This window comes from Nocardia sp. NBC_00416 (assembly GCF_036032445.1).
GTDB lineage: Bacteria > Actinomycetota > Actinomycetes > Mycobacteriales > Mycobacteriaceae > Nocardia.
On the sequence record NZ_CP107932.1, the window covers coordinates 347,056 to 366,187 of the forward strand.

General features: G+C 68.6%; 18 protein-coding genes. 7 read left to right on the top strand and 11 right to left on the bottom strand.

Annotation, left to right across the window (positions count from 1 at the left end; genetic code table 11):
- Positions 1-124: 124 nt before the first annotated feature.
- Positions 125-454, bottom strand: coding sequence for a hypothetical protein (locus OG804_RS01690; RefSeq protein WP_442941718.1), 330 nt, complete (start codon positions 452-454; stop codon positions 125-127).
- A gap of 571 nt (positions 455-1,025) precedes the next feature.
- Here OG804_RS01690 and OG804_RS01695 point away from each other — a divergent pair.
- On the top strand, positions 1,026-1,493 hold the full coding sequence (locus OG804_RS01695) for a PPOX class F420-dependent oxidoreductase (protein ID WP_328393132.1): 468 nt from the start codon (positions 1,026-1,028) through the stop codon (positions 1,491-1,493).
- A 25-nt stretch (positions 1,494-1,518) separates the two neighbouring features.
- Here OG804_RS01695 and OG804_RS01700 read toward each other — a convergent pair whose 3' ends face one another.
- The 4 genes from OG804_RS01700 to OG804_RS01715 form a co-directional block, all read right to left on the bottom strand.
- Entirely contained in the window at positions 1,519-2,484 is a 966-nt protein-coding gene (locus OG804_RS01700) for a glycerate kinase family protein (protein WP_328393134.1), read from the bottom strand.
- Between the two features lie 206 nt (positions 2,485-2,690).
- On the bottom strand, positions 2,691-4,148 hold the full coding sequence (locus tag OG804_RS01705; protein WP_328393136.1) for a catalase: 1,458 nt from the start codon (positions 4,146-4,148) through the stop codon (positions 2,691-2,693).
- Positions 4,149-4,405: 257 nt separating this feature from the next.
- Positions 4,406-5,467, bottom strand: coding sequence for a tartrate dehydrogenase (locus OG804_RS01710; RefSeq protein ID WP_328393138.1), 1,062 nt, complete (start codon positions 5,465-5,467; stop codon positions 4,406-4,408).
- A complete protein-coding gene (locus OG804_RS01715) occupies positions 5,464-6,936 on the bottom strand; it encodes an NAD-dependent succinate-semialdehyde dehydrogenase (RefSeq protein WP_328393140.1) in 1,473 nt (490 codons plus the stop codon). Before OG804_RS01715 ends, OG804_RS01710 begins: the two co-directional genes overlap by 4 nt.
- A 246-nt stretch (positions 6,937-7,182) precedes the next feature.
- On the opposite strand from OG804_RS01715, the gene trpB reads away from it, so the two are divergent.
- From trpB to OG804_RS01735, 4 genes are all read left to right on the top strand, one after another.
- Complete coding sequence (gene trpB / locus OG804_RS01720; protein WP_328393141.1) at positions 7,183-8,424, top strand: tryptophan synthase subunit beta; 1,242 nt, start codon at positions 7,183-7,185, stop codon at positions 8,422-8,424.
- Between the two features lie 396 nt (positions 8,425-8,820).
- Positions 8,821-10,284 (top strand): MDR family MFS transporter, encoded by a 1,464-nt coding sequence (locus OG804_RS01725; protein ID WP_328393143.1) that lies wholly within the window; start codon positions 8,821-8,823, stop codon positions 10,282-10,284.
- A 158-nt stretch (positions 10,285-10,442) separates the two neighbouring features.
- Positions 10,443-10,859: a hypothetical protein gene (locus tag OG804_RS01730; protein ID WP_328393145.1), complete on the top strand. Its 417-nt coding sequence runs from the start codon at positions 10,443-10,445 to the stop codon at positions 10,857-10,859.
- An 18-nt stretch (positions 10,860-10,877) separates the two neighbouring features.
- Positions 10,878-11,663, top strand: a complete 786-nt coding sequence (locus tag OG804_RS01735; RefSeq protein ID WP_328393147.1) for an IclR family transcriptional regulator — start codon at positions 10,878-10,880, stop codon at positions 11,661-11,663.
- Positions 11,664-11,676: 13 nt separating this feature from the next.
- Here the strand turns inward: OG804_RS01735 and OG804_RS01740 are convergent, their stop codons facing one another.
- Genes OG804_RS01740 through OG804_RS01755 form a run of 4 tightly spaced genes read right to left on the bottom strand, consistent with a single transcriptional unit; the run spans position 11,677 to position 16,257 of the window.
- Positions 11,677-12,672, bottom strand: coding sequence for a 2-hydroxyacid dehydrogenase (locus OG804_RS01740; protein WP_328393149.1), 996 nt, complete (start codon positions 12,670-12,672; stop codon positions 11,677-11,679).
- Positions 12,669-13,607, bottom strand: coding sequence for a hydroxymethylglutaryl-CoA lyase (locus OG804_RS01745; protein WP_328393151.1), 939 nt, complete (start codon positions 13,605-13,607; stop codon positions 12,669-12,671). Before OG804_RS01745 ends, OG804_RS01740 begins: the two co-directional genes overlap by 4 nt.
- Positions 13,604-14,845, bottom strand: a complete 1,242-nt coding sequence (locus tag OG804_RS01750; RefSeq protein WP_328393153.1) for a CaiB/BaiF CoA transferase family protein — start codon at positions 14,843-14,845, stop codon at positions 13,604-13,606. The genes OG804_RS01745 and OG804_RS01750 overlap by 4 nt, the downstream gene beginning before the upstream one ends.
- 23 nt (positions 14,846-14,868) lie before the next feature.
- On the bottom strand, positions 14,869-16,257 hold the full coding sequence (locus OG804_RS01755) for a GntP family permease (RefSeq protein WP_328393155.1): 1,389 nt from the start codon (positions 16,255-16,257) through the stop codon (positions 14,869-14,871).
- 324 nt (positions 16,258-16,581) lie between these two features.
- On the opposite strand from OG804_RS01755, the gene OG804_RS01760 reads away from it, so the two are divergent.
- Positions 16,582-17,379 carry a VOC family protein gene (locus OG804_RS01760; protein ID WP_328393157.1) on the top strand — a complete coding sequence of 266 codons (798 nt, stop codon included), beginning with the start codon at positions 16,582-16,584 and terminating at the stop codon, positions 17,377-17,379.
- Positions 17,380-17,563: 184 nt separating this feature from the next.
- Here OG804_RS01760 and OG804_RS01765 read toward each other — a convergent pair whose 3' ends face one another.
- Positions 17,564-17,752 carry a hypothetical protein gene (locus OG804_RS01765; protein WP_328393158.1) on the bottom strand — a complete coding sequence of 63 codons (189 nt, stop codon included), beginning with the start codon at positions 17,750-17,752 and terminating at the stop codon, positions 17,564-17,566.
- Positions 17,753-17,876: 124 nt separating this feature from the next.
- Complete coding sequence (locus tag OG804_RS01770) at positions 17,877-18,851, bottom strand: TIGR03557 family F420-dependent LLM class oxidoreductase (protein WP_328393159.1); 975 nt, start codon at positions 18,849-18,851, stop codon at positions 17,877-17,879.
- On the opposite strand from OG804_RS01770, the gene OG804_RS01775 reads away from it, so the two are divergent.
- Positions 18,850-19,062, top strand: coding sequence for a hypothetical protein (locus OG804_RS01775; protein WP_328393161.1), 213 nt, complete (start codon positions 18,850-18,852; stop codon positions 19,060-19,062). The genes OG804_RS01770 and OG804_RS01775 overlap by 2 nt on opposite strands.
- The last annotated feature ends 70 nt before the right edge of the window (positions 19,063-19,132 follow it).

A 19,132-nucleotide genomic window follows, 5' to 3' on the forward strand; every position in this document is an offset into this window, starting at 1 on the left:
GAGTCGGTCCGTGGCGGATCGCGGTCCGACGCCGCGGGCGATCAACCTGTGCCGACCACCGCCCACGACGTTCATCACGGCGGCCTCGACCGTCGGCGACCGCCGCCCTCGGTCGGCGCGGGCGTCAGTGGCCGCGCGGTTCGCGCAGCGCGGCGCCCTCTTTCGCCTTGATGCGGCGATGCTCCAGGACCACGATCAGCACACCGGCGACGATGCACACGCCGCCCAGGATTCCGGCCACGGTCGCCCAGCCGGCGAAGCCGTAACCCGCCGCGGTCAGGGTGATCCCGACCAGTACGATGCCGACGGCGGCCAGGATGATGCCCGGCCAGTTGCGCTGGTCCTCGATGGATTCTCCGGCGTGTGAGCGGGTGGTGCGTGCGTTATCGGGGAAACCGTGCTCGGAAGTGGGATCGTTCCGATTCGGATCGTCGGGTCCGGCGACCATGGTCATGTCCTTCCTGTCGAGCTTGCGACCAGGGACGTAGCCTCGATTACCCGCTTGTCGTCAGTTGAATCAGCGCCGCGGCCGATGTCGGTCGGGCTCAGCTCGGGGCGGGCGGCGGCGGAACCGGCTGTCCGGGATCCGGGACGGGCGGCGGGCGATCCGGCGCCGGCCCGGGTATCGGTGGTGGATCCGGGGCCGGCCCCGGGACCGGCGGGGGCGGCGGTGGGTCCGGTGGCGGAACGGGTTCCGGGCCGGGCGCCGGTGACGGTTCCGGGAAAGGCTTCTGCGGATCGGTGGCACGCATCGCTGCTCCTTCCTGCGGGTGCGGTGACCCGTACGACATCGGTGTCGGTCGATCTGTTGCTCGCGATACCCGGCGCGGGCGGGGTGAATCAGGGCGCGGAGGGCGACGCCGCGACTTCGCGCGACATCACAATGCGCCGCTGCACGCACGGGCCCGACCGACTGGCTGGGAGAAGAACGCGCGGGCTTCCACTGCCCGGTCGGCAGCGGGATCGGACGAGGGACGTTGACTATGCTGCGAGGGCCTACCTTGCGTCGATCCGGAGAGGTTTCCATGCCACGAATCGCGAGCGCCACCACCGTCGACCGCGCCGATCTGCTGGCGTTCCTGAGCTCTCGCCACCACGGCGTGCTCGTCACCGGCCGGGCCGACGGCAGCCCGCAGATGTCGCCGGTGACCTGTGGTCTGGACTCGGAGGGGCGGATCGTCGTGTCCACTTATCCCGGCCGCGCGAAGACCCGCAATATCCGCCGCGACCCGCGAGTCTCGATCTGTGTGCTCTCCGAGGAGTTCAACGACGCGTATGTGCAGGTCGACGGCCGCGCCGAGGTGCTCGATATGCCCGAGGCGCTCGACGGCCTGGTCGACTACTACCGCGGTATCGCCGGTGAGCACCCGGACTGGGACGATTACCGCGCGGCAATGGCGCGGCAGCACAAATCGCTGATCCGAATCGAGATCGAGCGGTGGGGTCCGGTCGCCACGGGCGGATTCCCGCCGGATCTCGACACCGACGGCTGACGATCCGGACGCCGCCTCCGGCTCGTCACCGCGCGGCGGCGCCGATCCGCCGGCCCGCCGCCCGCATGGCGGCGAGATCAGAGGCCACGACGACCTCCGCGAAACGGGTCCGGTAGTCGCCGAGATCGTCGCCGACCGAGCCCACCACCGCGTGAACCGGGGTGCTGCCGGCGCGGGCGAGGATCGCCGAGATGATCTTGCCGGCGCGGGTCTGTCCGTCGAGGCGGCCCTCACCGACCACGATCGCCCCCGCGTGCGCGGCAAGAGTGTCGAACCCCACCGCGTCGAGCACATAGTCCGCGCCCGGCCGCAATTCGGCCCCGTACTGCGCCCACATTCCCCCGGAGAACCCGCCCGCCGCACCGGTCGCGTCGACCGTAGAGGGGTCGCGGGGGAGTCGCTGTGCGGTCTCGGCGAGACGGCGGGTGAGCAAGTCGACGGTCTGCGGATCGGCGCCCTTCTGCGGTCCGAAGATACGCGCGGCATCCCCATATCGGGTGGTGACGTCGGTGAGCACGGTGATCGACGCGTCGCGCAGACCCCCGGCGTCCTCGATCGCGGCGATCGCTCCGGCACCGCCGTCGGTGGTGGCCGAACCGCCCGCGGCCACGATGATCCGTCCGGCTCCGCGCCGCACCGCCTCCGCGATGAGTACGCCGGTGCCGTAGGTATCGGCCGTGACGGGATCCCGGAACCCTTCGTGAGGCGTGGTGACCCCGCTGGCGGCCGCGATCTCGATGACCGCGGTGCCCTCGTCGGACAGGCCGAAAGTCGCGGTGCACGGCGCACCCCACGGGTTGCGCGTCTCGACCGTCACCTCGCGCAGCGCGAGCGGCCGGGCGAGCACCGCGCGTGTTCCCTCGCCGCCGTCGGCGACCGGCAATCGCCGCGATGACGCGCCGGACTCCTCGATGCCCCCGGCGATCGCGTCGGCGACTTCGGCGGCAGTGAAGGTGCCCTTGAAGCTGTCGGGACAGACGAGCACTGTCACGACAGCCGTCCGCTCATCGGGAAACGCGGCGACGCAACGGTGTGCAGCGCGCGCCCGTCACCGGTCCGCGGCCGTGCACGATCGCCGGCACCGGCCCTGGTGGAGTCCGAATCGCTCATGGTGCCCGACTCTATCCGCCCCTACCGTCCGGTGCCCGCACGGCAACGGCCGCGGGAGCCGAGGCCCCCGCGGCCGTCGACGGGTGGTCAGCGTTGGGCGTTGACGCCGTTCTCGATCCGGTCGCCGAGTTCCTTGTCGACATTGCGCCAGTACTCGAAGGCGCGCTGCAGAACCGGGTCGCTGACGCCGTCGAGCAGATGGCCGACGATATTGTTCACCAGGCGCTCGCGCGCGGCATCGTCGAGGACGTTGCGGACCATCGTGCCCGCCTGTCCCCAATCGTCGTCCTCGGCGTGCAGCGTGTACGCGGCCCGCACCAGATCGCCGTCGGTGTGCCAGCCGGCGGGCTCGCCGTAACGGTCGATATCCGGCCGGGGGCCGCCCTTGGAGTTCGGCGTGTACACCGGGTCCGAGACCGGGTGGATACGCATCGCCCCGTCCTTGCTGTAGCTGTGCACCGGGACATGCGGCGCGTTCACCGGGATCTGCTGGTAGTTCGCGCCCAGGCGGGCCCGGTGCGCGTCGGCGTAGGAGAAGATGCGGGCCAGCAGCATCTTGTCCGGGCTGGGCCCGATCCCCGGCACCAGATTGTTGGGCTGGAACGCCGCCTGCTCGATCTCGGTGTGATTGTCGGTGGCGTTGCGGTTCAGCGTCATTCGCCCGACCTCGATCAGCGGATAATCGCGGTGCGGCCACACCTTGGTGAGATCGAAGGGATTGAATCGGTAGTTCTGCGCCTCACCGAACGGCATGATCTGCATGTACAGCGTCCAGCTGGGGTATTCGCCGCGGTCGATCGACTCGTAGAGATCGCGCATGTGGTAGTCGCTGTCGGCGCCGGCCAGCCGGTCGGCCTCCTCCTGGGTGAGGAAGTCGATGCCCTGGTCGGTCTTGAAGTGGTATTTGACCCAGAACTTCTCGCCGGCGGCGTTCACCCACATATACGTGTGGCTGGAGTAGCCGTTCATATGACGCCACGTCTTCGGGACACCGCGATCGCCCATCAGCCAGGTGACCTGATGGGCCGACTCGGGCGACAGGGTCCAGAAATCCCACTGCATATCGTGGTCACGCAGGTTGTTGTCGGCGCGCCGCTTCTGGGAGCGGATGAAGTTCTGGAACTTGATGGGGTCGCGCATGAAGAACACCGGGGTGTTGTTGCCGACCATGTCGTAGTTGCCCTCGCTGGTGTAGAAGCGGAGGGCGAAGCCACGGGGGTCGCGCCAGGTGTCCGGGCTGCCGCGCTCGCCCGCCACGGTCGAGAACCGGGCGACCATCTCGGTCTCCGCGCCGGGCTGGAACACGGCGGCCTTGGTGTAGGCGCTGACATCGTTGGTCACCCGGAACCGGCCGAAAGCGCCACTGCCCTTCGCATGCGGCTGACGCTCCGGGATGCGTTCCCGGTTGAACTGCGCCATCTGTTCGATGAGGTAGTGGTCCTGTAGGAGGATGGGGCCGTCCGGGCCGACGGTGAGCGAGTGTTCTTCGCTCTCGACCGGGATACCGGCGTCCGTTGTCAGGATTTCGGGCTGCTCGCTGGTCATGCTCTCGGCGTCTCCTTCCGAGCGAATGGACCGGCTCCGGGGTGCGGGGCCGGTGACCTCGTCGCGTGGACGGACCGAGCGCGGGGAGCTGTTCCCGACCCGGGACCGTCCACACACTAGCTGTTCCCAGCATGTCACCAAGCAATCGCGAAGGAAAGGAAACAGGCGCGAAGTTCGACTGAATACGCAGGTCACCGGGTATCCGGTAGTTGCCCGCCGGGGCCGGGGCCGGGGCGTGCCCGGCCCCGGCCGCCCGGTCAGGCGTGCAGCAGCGCCGACGCGCGGTCGGCGATCTCGGTGCCGACCTCGGTGGTGGTGGCCGTACCGCCGAGATCGGGGGTGCGGGGCCCGCCGCCGCCCAGCACGTCGGTGACCGCCCGATCGACCGCGGCGGCGGCGTCGCGCTCGCCGAGATGCTCGAGCAGCATGGCGCCCGCGAGGATCTGCGCCACCGGGTTGGCGATGCCCTGGCCCGCGATATCGGGGGCGCTCCCGTGTACCGCCTCGAACATCGACGGGGCGTCCCGGCCGGGGTTGATATTGCCGGAGGGCGCGAGGCCGAGTCCCCCGGTGACGGCGGCGGCGAGATCCGAGAGGATGTCACCGAAGAGGTTCGAACCCACGATCACGTCGAGCCGGTCGGGATGCAGCACGATCTCGGCGGCCAGCGCGTCGACGTGCATCTGCCGGGTCTGCACGGCCGGGTACTGTGCGGCGATCCGTTCGAAGACCTCGTCCCAGTACGGCATGGAATGGATCAGGCCGTTCGACTTGGTGGCCGAGCAGACCTTTCCTGCCCGCTCGACGGCCCGCTCGAAGGCGTACCGGATGATCCGTTCGCAGCCGACCCGGGTGAAAACGGATTCCTGCAGCACGAATTCGTCGGGCCGGCCCGGATTGTGCCGCCCGCCGATCTCGGAATATTCGCCCTCGGAGTTCTCGCGCACGATCAGCAGATCCAGGTCCGCGGCGGTGCGGTCGCGCAGGGCCGAGGTGGTGCCGGGCAGCAGTCGCACCGGGCGCAGGTTGACGTACTGGCCGAAGGCGCGGCGCAGCGGAATCAGCAAGCCCCACAGCGATATGTGATCGGGTACGCCGGGGAATCCCACGGCGCCGAGCAGGATCGCGTCGAAGCGGGCGAGGCGCTCGGGTCCGTCGGCGGGCATCATGGCGCCGGTGCGCAGATAGTTCTCGCAGGACCAGTCGAATTCGGTCCATTCGATTCCGGGCAGTACCCGGTCGAGAACTTTCACCGCCTCGGCGGTCACGTCGACCCCGATACCGTCGCCCGGGATGGTCGCGATCCGATATGAACTCACAGTGGCACTCCGATGTATTTGATTTCGAGGAATTCGTCGATGCCGACCAAGCCGCCCTCGCGGCCGAGTCCTGATTCTTTCACCCCGCCGAACGGCGCCGCCGGGTTGGACACCACGCCCTGGTTCAACCCGACCATCCCGGTGTCCAGCGCCTCGCAGACCCGCAGGCCGCGGCGCAGGCCCTCGGTGTACACGTAGCTCACCAAACCGTACGGGGTGTCGTTGGCGCGGTCGATGGCCTCGGCCTCGGTGTCGAAGGAGGCGATGCTCGCGACCGGGCCGAACACTTCGGTGTGGCAGATGTTCGCGTCGTCGGGTACATCCACCAGGACTGTCGCCGGGTAGAAGTTCCCGGGGCCGTCCAGCGGATCGCCGCCGAGCAGCACTCGGGCGCCCCGGGCGCGGGCATCGGCGACCAGGTCGGTCACCTTGGTCACGGCGTCGGTGTCGATCAGCGGGCCCACCACGACCCCGGGTTCGGTGCCGCGGCCGAGCGGCAGCTCACCCATCCGGGCGGCGAGCCGCTCGGCGAATTCGGTGACCACGCCACGCTGTACGAAGAACCGGTTGGCCGCCGTGCACGCCTGCCCGATATTGCGCATCTTCGCCGCGAGCGCCCCGTCGACCGCCGCGTCGAGGTCGGCGTCGTCGAAGACGAGGAAGGGCGCATTGCCGCCGAGTTCCATCGAGGTGCGCATCACCGTGCGAGCGCACTGTTCCAGCAGCTTCTTGCCCACCGCTGTCGATCCGGTGAACGACAGCTTGCGTGAGCGCGGGTCGAGGATCAGCGGTGTCATCAGCTGTCCCGGATCGGAGGTGGTGACGACGTTGACCACACCGGCGGGGACACCGGCCGCGTGCAGGATCTCGGCGAGCGCCAGCGTGCACAACGGCGTCTGCTCGGCGGGTTTGACCACACTGGTGCAGCCGGCCGCGAGCGCCGGGCCTATCTTGCGGGCGCCCATGGCCATCGGGAAGTTCCACGGTGTGATGAGCAGGCTGGGCCCGACGGGTTGTTTGGTGACCAGGAACCGGGCGCCGCCGCCCGGGGCGGGCATATATCCGCCGTCGAGACGGACGGCTTCCTCGGCGAACCAGCGGAAGAACTCCGCGGCATAGGTGATCTCGCCGCGCGCCTCCGCGAGCGGTTTGCCCATTTCGAGGGTGGCGATCAGGGCGAGCCGGTCGGCGTCGTCGAGGAGCAACCGGTGGGCGCGCATCAGGATTTCACTGCGTTCGCGCGGGGACGTGCGCGCCCAGTCGGACTGGGCGGCCGCCGCGGCGTCGAGTGCGGCCAGGCCGTCGGCGGGTCCGGCGTCGGCGACGGAGCGCAGGCGCTGCCCGGTGGCCGGGTCGAGGACCGGCATCGTCGCTGCGGTCTCGTGCCAACCTCCGCCTATGTAGAGGCCGGTGGGCACCGACTCGACGGCGTCCCGCTCGGCGGCGGTGAGTGTGGCTTCGGTGAGCATGATGGATGCTCCTCCCTGTCGGCGGACCGGCCCTCCCGGCAATATTGTCGACAATCCTACAATAGGGTGCGGGCTGTGGGGTGCGGACGGTGGATATCGGGCCCGCTTTCCCACATGTGGTGAGGGATGCGAAAATCCCTACCTTTAGTACTGTTAACCAATCCGTTGCCGATAGGAGACTCGGTGCTTGCGCCGGGAATGCAGAATTTCCGCAGCGGAATCGGGAACAGAGATTGTGAGTGCTGGATGGTCGTCGGTCACGGGGTGGAGCAAAATACCTTTCGTCACGGGGAATTCCCCGACGAGCGTGGCCGATTCGGAAGATTCGGGGGCAGATATGTTCCCGAGGGCATCATGGCCGCGCTGCTCGAACTGGAGAGCGCCTACGAGCTGGCCCGCGCCGATGCGGCGTTCACCCGGGAGCTGACCCACCTGCTGCGCGTCCGGGTCGGGCGACCGACTCTGCTGCACGAGGTGCCGCGGTTCGCGGCGCGGTTGGCGACGCCGGGACTGAAGGTCTATCTCAAGCGCGAAGATATGGCCCATACCGGCTCGCACAAGATCAATAATGCGCTCGGGCAGGGATTGCTGGCCAAGCGTATGGGTAAACGCCGCATCGTTGCCGAAACCGGTGCGGGACAACACGGTGTGGCCGTCGCGACGGTCGGCGCGATGCTCGGATTGAACTGCACGATCTATATGGGCGCCGCGGATATGGAGCGTCAACAGCCCAACGTCGTCCGGATGCGCCTGCTCGGCGCGGACGTGCGAGCGGTGGATACCGGCAAGCGCCGGCTCAAGGACGCGATCAGCGAGTCCGTCCGCGACTGGGTGTCGAATGTGGACACCACCCACTACCTGTTCGGCACCGCCGCCGGGCCCGCCCCCTATCCGCGGATCGTGCGGGATTTCCAGACCACGATCGGCGTGGAGGCCCGGTCCCAGATCCTGGTGGCCGAGGGTCGCCTCCCCGACTATGTGATCGCCTGCGTCGGCGGTGGCAGCAACGCCGTGGGAGCCTTCCACCCGTTCACGGGTGACGCCCGCGTCCGGCTGGTCGGCGTGGAAGCCGCCGGGCGCGGTGTCGACACCGGCGAGCACGCGGCATCGCTGAGCGCCGGTACGCCCGGTGAGATCGACGGCAGCTTCAGCTATCTGCTGCAGGACGACGACGGTCAGATCGCCGGGACGCACAGCGTCGCCGCGGGGTTGGACTATCCCGGCGTCGGCCCGGAACTCAGCCATCTCAAGGACACCGGCCGGATGAGCCACGCCGCCGCGACCGATGCCCTGGCCCTGCGGGGTCTGCAGTTGCTCGGCCGCAGCGAGGGGATCATCGCGGCCCTCGAATCCGCGCACGCGGTAGGGCATCTGCTGGATCTGTCCGAACGCGACGAGCTGCCCGCTGATTCGCTGGTCCTGCTGTGCTTGTCCGGCCGTGGCGACAAGGACCTGGATATCGCGGCACAGCAGTTGGGACTCGGCTGATCTCGCGGCCGGTGTCGGGCACCCGACGCCGACGGTTCGTTCACCACCTCGAGTATCGCCGGTCCGGCCACGCAGGCCTCCCGCGCCGCGCAGGTACTGCGCCTGCGATGACAGCGGGCGGCTCCGCGCGGGATCCCGCTGCTCGGCATGACCTCGCTCACACGCGGCGGGGGAGCGCTCCGTGCGTGCCTTCGGAATTCCCTGCTCGCGGGCGTGACCGGGAATACCGCGGCCGGAAAATCGATTGATCTCGGGCGAAGCCGTAGGAAATACTGGCGCGTCACCGATGAGCGAAGCGCAGCTCACCCGTCTCTTCTCACGTGTGGCGCAGGAACGCGGTCATCGGCGACCGCCTTCGGGCCGCACCAGTTCGCTCACGACCTCCGGAGGTAGCCGATGCCCGCCCGAATTTCCCCGCGAAGAACCGGAGGGGGGACGCCGACCGTCGTCCGGCTGCTGGTGATCGCGACCTTCGTGGTGATCCTGAACGAGACCATCATGATCAACGCGATTCCGCGCCTGATGCACGACCTCGAGGTCACCGAACGGGCGGCGCAGTGGGTTTCCACATCCTTCATGCTCACGATGGCGGCAGTCATCCCGGTCACCGGCTGGTTCCTGCAGCGGGTTACCACCCGCCGGGCGTACGCGCTGGCGATGGGGATCTTTCTCGCGGGTACCGCGCTGTCGGCGGTCGCGCCGTCGTTCGCGGTGCTGCTGATCGGCCGGGTCGTCCAGGCCGGTGGCACCGCGGTGATGATGCCGCTGCTGATGACCACCCTGATGACGGTGGTGCCCGAACGTGACCGTGGGCGGGTCATGGGCAATGTCACGCTCGCCATCTCGGTGGCCCCGGCCATGGGTCCGGTGATCTCCGGCTTGGTGCTGCAGGTCGCGTCGTGGCGCTGGCTGTTCGTGCTGGTGCTGCCGATCGCGGGTGCGGTCACCTGGTTCGGTCTGCGCCGGCTGGAGAACATCGGCGAACCGGAGACGGGTTCGATCGACTGGTTCAGCGTGGTGTTCGCCGCGCTCGGTTTCGGCAGCCTCGTGTACGGGCTGAGCCGCTTCGAGGCCGGCAGCGTCGCCACGCCGGTGCTGATCACCGTCGCCGGAATCGCCCTCATCGGCTTGTTCGTGGCGCGGCAGCTGTGGTTGCAGCGTCACGGCACGCCGCTGCTGGATCTGCGCATTCTGCGTTCGGGTACCTACACCAAGGGCCTGATCCTGATGGCGGTCGCATTCCTGGCGATGCTGGGTTCGATGATGCTGCTGCCGCTGTACCTGCAGAATCTGCGCGAGCTCTCGCCGCTGGAGACGGGGCTGCTGGTTATGCCCGGCGGTCTGGCCATGGGTCTGCTCGGACCGGTGATCGGCCGCCTGTTCGACCGATTCGGTGGGCGCATCCTGGTGATCCCGGGCGCGGTCGGCATCACCGCCGCGCTGGCCGGTTTCACCCAGATCTCCATCGATATGCCGTATTGGCAACTGCTGGCCCTGCACATCCTGCTCATGGTGTCGCTGGCCGCGGCGTTCACCCCGGTGTTCACCCTGGCGCTGGGCGCGCTGCCGGAGGACCTCTACTCCCACGGCAGTTCCATGCTGGGCACCCTGCAGCAGGTCGCCGCCGCCCTCGGTACGGCCCTGGTCGTCACGGTGATGGCGAGCCGCACCAGTGCGCTGGAGGCGGCGGGCTACGACGCGGTCACCGCCCAACTCGACGGTATGCGGCTGGCCTTCGTGGTCTCGGCGGCGTTGGCGGTGATCGTGATCGTGACGGCTGTACTGCTGCCCAACCGGTCCAGTGCGCCCGGCGAGGCGGACGGCACCGAGAAGCCGGAAGCCGAATTGGTCGAGGCCTGATCGACCCGTTCGCCGATATTCTCGGCCCGGACAGTCATATTCTTTCGGCGGCGGGCCGGAAGAGGAGACGAGCATGGGCGTCCTCCCGGATACGAGGACAGAGAGGCGCAATGTTCATGTCGGCATACAGGTTTCGGAGTCCGCGGTGGGCGGCGGCTTTGTTCGGTGCGACCGCACTGGTTGCGATACCGCTGTTCTCGGCGCCCGCGGCACAGGCCGCCGTCGCGCCGGTGATCCGGCTCGACATCACCGGTGAACCGACCACGGCGTCGGCGGACACGGTGCCCACCGGATGCACGGTGACCGTGGAGGCGACCGTCACCCTGCCCGACGGCAGTCCGGTGGAGTACGGCACGGTGGAGTTCTTCAATCGGCTGCCCAGCAACGGCGATATCGCGCTGGGGAAGGTCCCGGTGGCCTATGGCCGGGCCACCGTCCAGTGGACTCCCACCGCGTCCGGTGTGAACGGTCTCAGCGCGGGCTATGCCGACGGGCTGCCCGATATTCTGCCGGTATCCGCGGGCGCCGAAGTGACCGCGCGCCCCGGGGTCCGGCTCGGCGGGTTGTGTCTGTGACGGCGTAGATTCGGCGGTATGTCGAGGGAAGACGGCGCGGCGGCCGCGAACCACCAGCCGTTGCTGGTGCTGGTGAAGATCACCGAGATTCTCGATGCCTTCTCGCTGGCCCGCCCGTCGTTGACGCTCGGTGAGATCCAGCAGACCACCGGATTCCCCACTTCCACGGTGCAGCGGCTGGTCACGAACATGGTGGCGCAGGGTCTGCTGGATCGCGCCGGGGACCAGATCCGGATCGGGCTGCGGATGAGTTATTGGGCGGCCACGGCGGTGAAGGGGCTGGATCTGCTGTCGATCGTCAACCCGGTCCTGGTCGATATTCGGGACAAGACCGGCGAAACGGCCTGCGTGTTCCGTGCCGAGCACGGTTTCCGGGTGTGTGTGGCCATCGCCGAGACCCGGCACGCGCTACGCCGGGACATGTACGTCGGCAAGATCATCCCGCTGTACGCCGGTTCCGCGGGCCGGATTCTGCTGGCCTGGAACCCGGAACTCGCCGGGCGGGTGCTCTCGGCGCCGCTGGAACCGCTGACCGAGGGCACGGTGACGAGTCCGCAGGAACTGCGCTCGCTGATCGACCGGGCCCGGGCGGACGGCTACGCGATCAGCGCCGGCGAGCGGGAGGATTCCGCCTCCGGGCTGTCCGCGCCGATCTTCGACGCGGCCGGGAACGTGCTCGCGGCGTTGACGATCAGCGGCCCGACGATCCGGATGCCCCTGACGCAGTGCGAGGCCTGGGTGGACCTGCTCGTCGGATACGCCGAACAGGTCACCCGGACGCTGGGCGGCCGTATTCCGGCCTGACACCACTGCGCGGTCAGCGAGCCAGTGCCTCCGGGTTGACCGGGTACGGCGGACGTTCTCCGCGCGCGATGGCGACAGCGTTCTCCGCGCAGCGGCGGGCCATCTCGGCCCGCACCGGAACCGTCGCGCTGCCGAGGTGCGGTAGCAGCACGGTGTTGGGGAGTTCGGCGAGTCCGGGCGCCAACCGCGGTTCGTCTTCGTACACATCCAGCCCGGCGCCCGCGATCGTTCCGTCGCGCAGCGCCGTGACCAGCGCCGACTCGTCGACGATCGGGCCGCGCGCGGTATTGATCAGGATCGCCGACCGCTTCATCGACCGGAGTACGGATCCGTCCACCAGATGGCGGGTTTCGGCGTTCAGTGGGACGTGCACCGACAGATAGTCGCTGGTCTCCACCAGCTCCGGCCACGACACATGCCGCACCCGACCGGCGAATTCACCCAGTTCTTCCGCGCTCACCGCGCGGTCGCCGGGCGGCCGGGGACAGAACGCCACGGTCATTCCGAAGGCCAGCGCGCGCCGGGCCGTGGCGCGCGCGATCCGGCCGAAACCGGCCAGTCCGAGTGTCGCACCGCTGACATCGTGGCCCAGCAGCAATTCCGGTTCCCAGCCCCGGAATTTCCCGGCCCGGACGAAAGCGTCGGCCTCCACGCATCGCCGCGCGACAGCGAGCACGAGCAGGAACGCGAGATCGGCCGTGGCGTCGGTGAGGACACCCGGGGTGTTGCCGACCACGATCGAATTCGCGGTGGCCGCGGCGATATCGATATTGTTGTAGCCCACCGCGAAATTACTGATGCCGGTGATCCGCGCCCGATCCAGCAGATCCGCGTCGAATTCGTCCTGTAGTTGTGCCACCACCACCCGGTAGGCGCCGGACGCGCAGGCGTCCGCCAATTCGTCGCGACTCGGCCGCGTCGCGGCCACCGTCACCGTTCCCGCGGTCTCGAGCAGTCGCATACCGGGATCGGGCAGGGGAGTGGTGACGAGAAAATCCGTGGGTGTCACGCACGCGCTCCGATCACCCAGTCGAAAGCCCGCGCTTCCGAGCGCGCGCCCTGGGCGGTCTTGGAACGGTTGGGCTCGCCCAGTTCGGCGAGCAGCGTCTCGCCGGCCGCGACCAGTGCCGCCAGTGCCGCGGGGGTCAGCCACTCCGGGCGGGTGGCGAACAGCAGATCCTCGGTAGCGGTGTTACCGCTGGCGCCCGGCGCGAACGGGCATCCGCCGAGCCCACCCAGAGATCCGTCCACCAGAGTCGCGCCCGCGTCGATGGCGGCGAGGGTATTGGCGACACCGAGACCCCAGGTGTCGTGACCGTGATAAACGATCCGGCGCTGCGCGGTGGTGGCCCGGACTCCTTCGATCAGCTGCCGCACCTGCGCGGGCACTGCTTGGCCGAGGGTATCGCAGACGACGATATCGTCGGCCCCGTCGGTGCGCGGGTCGGCGGCGATGCCGAGTACCCGGCTGGGATCGACGACACCTTCGAACGGGCAGGTGAACGAGGTCGCGATACAGAGCTGGATGGCGCCGCCGCAGTCCCGGGCCAATTCGATCGCCGCGGGCATGGCGGCGACACTGTCCTCGGTGCTGCGTCCGATATTGGCCTTGTTGTGCGAATCCGACGCCGACAGGCAGTACTGGAAATTGCGCGCGCCGGCCGCGGCCGCTTTCTCCACATGACGCGGCGTGGCCACCCACACCCAGCACTTCGCGAGTTCCTCCGGCGTCAGCGCCGCGATCACCTCGAGGGTGTTCGCCAGTGGCGGCACCAGGTCGGGGCGGGCCATGGAACCGATCTCCAACTCGGGCACACCCACCGCGAGCAGTTCGCGGGCGAGAGCCACCTTGCGTTCGGTGTCCAGGGGTTTCCCGGTGAGCTGCAGTCCGTCGCGCAGTGTGACGTCGCGCAGCTGCGCCGCCGGTGTGTAGGAGAAGGTCATGCCGAAACCTCTGCTTCCGAAGTGCCCGTGACGGCGTCGATCTCGTCTTCGCGCAGGTGCAGCACCGACGCGAGCACTTCGCGCGTGTGTTCACCCAGGTCGGGGCCGATTGTACGGATCGGCAACGAGGTCGCGCCGATCACCGGCACGATGCCGGGGAATCCCACCGAGGTGGGTTCGGCGGCGCCGGTGTCCACCTCGAATCGCTGGATCATGTTCCGGGCGGCGTACTGCTCGTCGGAGCAGATATCGGCCGCGGTGTAGATCGGGCCCGACGGCACCCCGGCGGCGTCGAGGATCCGCAGCGCATCGTCACGGGTGTGGCGGCCCGTCCACTCGGCGATGGCCGCGTCGAGCTCGTCGCGCCGTGCCCAGCGCCCGGCATTGTCGCGCAGGTCCGGGTCGGCGGCCAGGTCCGGGCGATCGATCGTTTCCATATAGCGCTGGAAGATGGCGTCGCCGTTACCGGCGACGATGATGCTGGCGCCGTCGCGGCACGGGTAGGCGTTGCTGGGGGCTATCCCCTCCATCCGGCCGCCGACACGTTCCCGTTGCACCCCGTAGGCGAGGTAGTCGGGGACCAGCGACTCCATCACCGACAGGATCGATTCGTTGAGCGCCACATCGATGATGCGCTCCGCCAAGGGAACAGGGGTATCGCTGCGGGCGCGCTGGAACAGGGCCATCACCGTGCCGAACGCGGCGTAGATTCCGGCGATCGAATCACCGATCGAGACGCCGGTGCGCACCGGCGGCCGGTCCGGATCGCCGATGAGTTCGCGCAGTCCGCCGACCGCCTCGGCGACCGCCGCGAATCCGGGGCGCGCGGAACGGGGGCCCGTCTGACCGTAGGCGGAGATGCGGGTGATCACCACGTCCGGGTTGGCCTCCTGCAGCACCTCCGGGCCGAGCCCCCATTTCTCCAGCGTGCCCGGCCGGAAGTTCTCCAGCAGTACATCGGATTCGCGGACCAGGTCCAGGACCAGGGCGCGGCCGGTCTCGGTTTTCAGGTCGATCACGACGGACTTCTTGTTGCGGTTGACGGTGCGATAGAGCATGGAGGTCTCGCCGCCGTACAGCCGCCACCGGCGCAGTTCGTCACCGGTGCCCGGGCGTTCGACCTTGATCACCTCGGCTCCGAAATCGGCCAGCATCCGGCCCGCGGTCGGCGCGGCGATGTAGTTGCCCAGTTCCAGGACGCGGATCCCGGCGAGCGGCCGCACAGGCTCGTTGCGCATATCTTCCCTATCGTCTCGGATGTTCACAGGACCGCGCTCAGCGGCAGGATGAGCAGGATCGCCACCACCGAGGCGATCGAGACCCCGACCGAGCACGTTTTCAACGTGCCCCGCGTGGTCTGGCCCATCAGCGACTGGAGCAGCCAGAAGGTGTTGCTGGTGACGTGCACGGCGAACAGCGATCCGGCTCCCGCGGCGAGAGCGATGAGCACCGGATCGATCCCGAGCGCCGGCGCGACCGGGGCGAGGATGCCCGCGGCGGTGATCGCCGAGATCGTCACCGAACCGACCGCGATGTGCAGGATCGCCGCGATCACCCACACCATCAGCAGCGGGGCGGCGGTGCTCGCGGTGAAATAGTCGCCGAGGATGTCGCCGAGTCCGGTGGCCGCGATGGTGGCGGCCAGCGACCCGCCGACCCCGGTGAGGATCAGGATCTGCCCGCTTTCCTGGAATCCGGTCGCGATCGAACGCTGGATCCGTTCGATGCCGACGCTGCGGCGGCCGACGACACTGGTTCCGATGAGCCCGATCAGCAGGGCGATGACCGGCGTGGAGAGGAATTCGATCACCGGATTGTGGATTTCGGCGACATCCAGGATGGCTCCGGCCGCGATCAGCACCAGCGCGGTGATCAGTGGCGCCATCAGCAGCGGCAGCGGGGTACGGACCGCGGCCCGCGCAGGAGAGTCGACGGCCACGCCGCCGAGGCCGGTTGCCGACATGGTCTCGCCGGCCGCGGATTCGTCCTTGTCTTCACCGGGAAAGGGCTGTTCGTCGCGGTCTTCGTTCCACCAGCCCCGGTCGAAGAGGAAACTCATGATCGCGACCGCGATCGTGACGGTGGGAATCACCAGGATCAGGCCGAACAGCAGCATTGTGCCCAGCGGTACGCCGAGCAGTCCGGCCAGTGCCAGCGCGCCGACGCCCGGCACGGTCAGCACGATGCCGCATTCGCCGCCGATGGCCAGTGCGGTGGCCATCCGGGCGGTGCCCTTCTTGTCGATCCTGGCCGCGGCGGAGCGGGCCAGCGGAGCTGATATCACCAGCAGGACGTCGAGGTAGATCGATTGCAGCGCGGTCGCCACGGTCAGCGACAGCGCATACGGCATGCGATCGACACCGAATACGCGGATCAGCGCCTGGACCAGGCGTTCGATCGCGCCGGTTTCCTGCAGCATCGCACCCGTCAGAACTCCGAAAGCGATGAGCAGTCCGACCTCGGCCATGATGTCGCCGAAACCCGTCGCGATGGTGTCGATCGTTTGCTCGGTGCCCAGCCCCGCCGTGAGTCCCAGATAGGCCGAGCCGAGGACCAGCGATACCGCCGGATTGATTTTGAGTCTGATGATCAGGACGACTACGGCAAGGATCGCGGCGCCTGTGTTGATCATCGTTGCAAGGTCTGACATGTGCTTTTCCCATCGAGTCGCACCGGGCCGAGTGCCTCTCCCGCTCTTGCGAAGCGGCAGGGCTGTCGTGACTCAGGCCACAGTGGGTTCACATTATGAGCACAGACTCACGATATAGGCAATAACGCGCGGGGTTCTCGGCCGTCCTCGAACGCCCGGTCCGAATGGTTGCCCACCCGGGTCGCGGTGGATACCGTTAGCTCACCACGGACCGCGGAGCGGATCTGAGCTGCCCTCGTCCGTGTCCGCGTCTGTTCTCTTCCGGCCTTCGAGAGGCCTCCCGTCATCGCTCGACTCGCGCGAAACGAACACGGAGGACACGCCATGCCGATACGCGAAACCCCCTGGCCGGCCGGTACACCGTGCTGGGCCGACTGTCAGGTCGACGATACGACGCTCGCCCGCGATTTCTACACCGCCCTGTTCGGATGGGAGATCGCGGAGAGCGCCCCGGAAGCCGGCGGCTACCTGATGGCGCTCCGCAACGGCCGACCGGCCGCCGGGATAGGTCCCAAACCACCCGGGCAGTCGATGCCCTCGGTATGGACCACCTACCTCGCCACCGACAACGCCGACGACACCGCCGCGGCGATCGCGGCCGCCGGCGGGAACATATTGGCCCCGCCCTTCGATGTGATGGACGTCGGGCGGATGCTCGTCGCCACCGACCCCACGGGCGCGGCCTTCGGGGCCTGGCAGGCGAAACAGCATTTCGGCGCCGGGATCTACAACGAGCCCGGCGCCTACTGCTGGAACGAACTGCATACCGACGGCTACCAGCGCGCACAGGAGTTCTACACGCAGGTGTTCGGCTGGTCGTTCACCGAGATCGGCGACGGCGAGAACGTCGACTACGCCACTTTCGCACTCGATCCCGGGGGCGAACCCGTCGGCGGTATGAACGATTCCACCAAGAACCCGGGCGCCGGTCCGGCGTATTGGCTGGCCTGGTTCCAGGTCGAAGACACCGACGCGACGCTCGCCGCGGCAACCGGGCTGGGTGCGAAAGTGCTGATGGGGCCGGACGACAGCCCGTTCGGCCGGATGGGCGTGCTCACCGCGCCGCAGGGCGAGACTTTCGGTGTGATCGATACCACGCAGGCCGCCGGGGCCCCGTCCTGACCGGATTCCGTTCGCGGGCCCGTGGGTGAGGTGATCCGGGCCGGACCCGGATCACGTCGGGACAGGGCTACTGACACAGCGAACCGGCCGCCCTCGCGATAGGGCGGCCGGTTCCGCGTTCGTGGTGCCGATCGATCACCGGCCCGACCGCGTGGGCGAAGGCACCCGCGACCGGGCCTGCGCGTCAGATCCTTCCGCCCGGTCGCTCGGTCCGGTCGATACGCTCGTTCACGAGTGTGTCGTCGTCGGCGGGCGGTTCCGGGTCGCGCCATTCCTCGGCCCGGCTGGACCGGTTCCCGAGCAGCGTGCCCTGTAATTCGTGCGCCAGCTCGTCGTCGCGGGCCGGTCCGTGTTTGCTGTTTCCTCGCTCCATCTCGTACTCCTGTCTCGAATCGACGGGTGTGCGAACTTCAGGCCTAACACATCGGGCGCGCTCGTGCAGACTGTCCGCGGTGGGGTGTCGGCGTCGATGTCCCGGGATGTCCGGGACGCGGCACTCAGGCCGGCTGCCGCGTCAGTTTGCGCATCGGCCCATCCAGTTCCGTGCGGTAGAAGTCGAGGAAACCGTCCGGATCGGGACCGGCGTTCTGCATCACCAGATGGTCGAAACCGGCGTCCACGAACGGCTGCGCGATATCGAGGTAGCGCTGCGGATCCGGACCGCAGGCGAATTTCTCCAGGATGTCCTCCTCGCGCACCGCGGCGGACGCAGCCTCGAAATTCACCGGATTGGGCAGCTCGCTCATCACCTTCCAGCCGGTGAGCGCCCAGCGCGAGGTTTCCAGGGCGGCGCGCGCACCGGTGTGCTCGTCCGGCGCCCATGCCATGGGCACCTCGGCGTAGCGCGGGCCGTCGCCGCCGGCCGCCTCGTATGTCGCCACCAGCCGCGCCCTCGGTTCGGTGGCGAAGAGTCCGTCACCCAGTTCGGCGGCGATCTCGGCGGCGCCGCTCCCGCCTGCGGCAACCGCGATCACCGGAAGTTCCTCGGGCAGGTCGAAGACGCGGGCGTCCGACAGCTTCAGATACCGGCCGTCGTAGGACCGGTACCCGCCGCGCCACAGCAACCGGATGATCTCCAGGGCTTCCCGCAGGAGCCGGTGCCGGCCGGCGACATCGCCGGGGAATCCGTCGCCGACGATATGTTCGTTGAGGCGTTCCCCGGACCCGATGCCAAGGGTGAACCGGCCTTCGGACAGCAGTGCGAGTGTCGCGGCGGCCTGCGCGATGATCGCCGGGTGGTAGCGCACCGTCGGGCAGGTGACGCCGGTGGCGAGTCCTATCCGTTCTGTCTCCGCCGCGATCGCGCCGAGCACGGTCCAGACGAACGGCGAATGACCCTGATTGTCCAGCCACGGATGGAAATGGTCGCTGATCTCGACGAAATCGAAACCGGCCGCTTCGGCTCCGACGGCTTGCCGGACGAGTTCGGTGGGGCCGAACCCTTCGGCGGCGAGTTTGTAGCCGATCTCCATGGTTCCTCCGAACGCTGTGGTCGTCGAACTGGGCATTTCCGGCCGGGGCGCCGCGGTTCCGGCTCGCAGCGGTGGTGTGCCGGACGCGCTCGCGATACCCGGCAGTCGACCGGAGAAACCGCATACTCCGGAATGCGCGGGGCTCGTCCGCCCGCGCACGCCCACGGCGTTCACCCGGATCGGCGGCGCCCTGCGCGTTGTCGAAGGCTGATCGCGCACCCTGCTGGGCGGCCGCTCTGTCGGCGTGGATCCGCCGTGGGTATATTCGTGATCGGCAACTA

Coding starts and splice junctions, on each gene's coding strand:
- OG804_RS01690 (WP_442941718.1), bottom strand. CDS start 454: ATGACCATGGTCGCCGGACCCGACGATCCGAATCGGAACGATCCCACT.
- OG804_RS01695 (WP_328393132.1), top strand. CDS start 1,026: ATGCCACGAATCGCGAGCGCCACCACCGTCGACCGCGCCGATCTGCTG.
- OG804_RS01705 (WP_328393136.1), bottom strand. CDS start 4,148: ATGACCAGCGAGCAGCCCGAAATCCTGACAACGGACGCCGGTATCCCG.
- OG804_RS01715 (WP_328393140.1), bottom strand. CDS start 6,936: ATGCTCACCGAAGCCACACTCACCGCCGCCGAGCGGGACGCCGTCGAG.
- trpB (WP_328393141.1), top strand. CDS start 7,183: ATGGTCGTCGGTCACGGGGTGGAGCAAAATACCTTTCGTCACGGGGAA.
- OG804_RS01725 (WP_328393143.1), top strand. CDS start 8,821: ATGCCCGCCCGAATTTCCCCGCGAAGAACCGGAGGGGGGACGCCGACC.
- OG804_RS01735 (WP_328393147.1), top strand. CDS start 10,878: ATGTCGAGGGAAGACGGCGCGGCGGCCGCGAACCACCAGCCGTTGCTG.
- OG804_RS01745 (WP_328393151.1), bottom strand. CDS start 13,607: ATGACCTTCTCCTACACACCGGCGGCGCAGCTGCGCGACGTCACACTG.
- OG804_RS01750 (WP_328393153.1), bottom strand. CDS start 14,845: ATGCGCAACGAGCCTGTGCGGCCGCTCGCCGGGATCCGCGTCCTGGAA.
- OG804_RS01755 (WP_328393155.1), bottom strand. CDS start 16,257: ATGTCAGACCTTGCAACGATGATCAACACAGGCGCCGCGATCCTTGCC.
- OG804_RS01760 (WP_328393157.1), top strand. CDS start 16,582: ATGCCGATACGCGAAACCCCCTGGCCGGCCGGTACACCGTGCTGGGCC.
- OG804_RS01765 (WP_328393158.1), bottom strand. CDS start 17,752: ATGGAGCGAGGAAACAGCAAACACGGACCGGCCCGCGACGACGAGCTG.
- OG804_RS01775 (WP_328393161.1), top strand. CDS start 18,850: ATGGTTCCTCCGAACGCTGTGGTCGTCGAACTGGGCATTTCCGGCCGG.
- OG804_RS01770 (WP_328393159.1), bottom strand. CDS start 18,851: ATGGAGATCGGCTACAAACTCGCCGCCGAAGGGTTCGGCCCCACCGAA.